Here is a 1763-nt window from a genome sequence, read left to right on the forward strand (position 1 = left end):
GTGGACCCCGGGCCGTCCCACGGGTCTGGTGGTCCACCACATGGCCTCGCCCAACACGGCGGCCACCTCGCTGTCCCACGCGTTCGCCCTGGCCCGCCGGTGCCAGGCCGACCACATGGACCGGGTCGGATTCGGCGACTCCGGGCAGCACTTCACCGTGACGCGCGGCGGCCACTGCCTCGAGGGCCGCACCGGCTCCCTGGCGGCGCTGCGCGCCGGCGACGCCTACGTGAAGGGCGCCCACGTGGGCGGGGCCAACACCGGCAGGATCGGGATCGAGTGCGAGGGCACCTACACCTCGGCCCTGCCGACCGGGGCCCAGTACCGGGCCCTGGTGCAGCTGGCCGCGCACATCTGCCGCCGGTACCGGATCGACCCCGCCGCGATCACCGGGCACCGGGACCACGGGGCCACCGCGTGCCCCGGGGACGCGTTCCACGCGCACCTGGTCACGCTGCGCCGGGACGTGGCCCGCACCCTGGACTCCGGCGTCCTCACGGTCTCCTCGCTCTCCGGGCGGCCGGCGCCGGAGGCCGCCCGGCCCGAGGGCGAGGCCGCGTCCCTGCCCGTGCTGGGCCCCGGGAGTCGGGGCGCGCACGTGCGCCGCGCCCAGCGCCTGCTCACGTCCGCGGGCCACCGCGTGCCAGCCACGGGCGTCTTCGCCCACCGCACCCGGGCGGCGGTGGTCGCGTTCCAGCGCGCCCAGGGCCTCGTGGCCGACGGCTTCGTCGGGCCGGTGACCTGGGGGCGGCTGCTGGCCCACGGCTGACCTCGCCCCGTGCCGGCCGGGGCGGCCCCGCGCCCCGGTCGGCCAGCGTCCGCCCTCCGCCCACGACGACGAAGGCCCCCTCCGTGAGGAGGGGGCCTTCGCTGGGGTGCGCCCAAAGGGATTCGAACCCCTGACCTTCTGTTCCGTAGACAGACGCTCTATCCAGCTGAGCTATGGGCGCTGGTGCCGATCCGCCGGAGCGGCTCGAACTCGTAGAACTCTACACGCGCCTGCGGAGCGATGCAAATCGGCCCGGGTGCGCCGTCGTCGGGCACTTCGTGACGGGGGATTCTACGCCTGCCTCGGGTACTCTGGCCCCAGACCGTGCGACCACAAGGACGTGGTGCACCCGCCACGGGTGCGCACAGCCCGTGGCGGGTACGGGACGGCCCAGGAACCCAATGGGAGGACACTCCACCATGGCTGAGAACGCCACCCCCTCGTACACGGAGCTCGCCACCAAGGACGCCCCGACGGACTACGGCCGGCTGCGCGACTGGGTCGCCGGGATCGCCGAGCTCACCCAGCCGGACGCCGTGCACTGGGTGGACGGGTCCCAGGAGGAGTACGACCGCCTCGCCGCCGAGCTCGTCGAGGCCGGCACGCTCACGAAGCTGAACGAGAAGAAGTTCCCCAACTCGTACGCCGCCTTCTCCGACCCGGCCGACGTGGCCCGCGTGGAGGACCGCACCTTCATCTGCTCCGAGAAGGAGGAGGACGCCGGGTTCACCAACAACTGGATGGACCCGAAGAAGATGCACGGCATCCTCGACGACGCGTTCGCCGGCGCGATGCGCGGCCGCACGATGTACGTCATCCCCTTCGTGATGGGCCACCTGGACGCCGAGGACCCCAAGTACGGCGTCGAGGTCACCGACTCCGCCTACGTGGTGCTCTCCATGCGCATCATGGCGCGCATCGGCACCGAGGTCCTGGACAAGATGTCCCGCGAGCAGGCCTTCTACGTGCCCGCCGTGCACTCCGTGGGCGCCCC

1 protein-coding gene, 1 tRNA gene and 1 pseudogene are annotated in these 1763 nt (G+C 73.1%); 2 read left to right on the forward strand and 1 reads right to left on the reverse strand.

The features are described from left to right. On the forward strand, nt 1–769 hold a 769-nt coding region (locus Q4D18_RS11785; protein WP_303128644.1), incomplete at its 5' end, for an N-acetylmuramoyl-L-alanine amidase. Between the two features lie 107 nt (nt 770–876). On the opposite strand, the gene Q4D18_RS11790 is transcribed toward Q4D18_RS11785, so the two are convergent. Continuing rightward, a tRNA-Arg gene (locus tag Q4D18_RS11790) sits at nt 877–950 on the reverse strand. A gap of 238 nt (nt 951–1188) precedes the next feature. On the opposite strand from Q4D18_RS11790, the pseudogene Q4D18_RS11795 reads away from it, so the two are divergent. Further along, nucleotides 1189–1763 (forward strand): annotated as a pseudogene (locus Q4D18_RS11795) (phosphoenolpyruvate carboxykinase); the annotation flags it as partial.

It is taken from the genome of Micrococcus sp. (assembly GCF_030523875.1).
In the GTDB taxonomy this organism is placed as follows: Bacteria; Actinomycetota; Actinomycetes; order Actinomycetales; family Micrococcaceae; genus Micrococcus.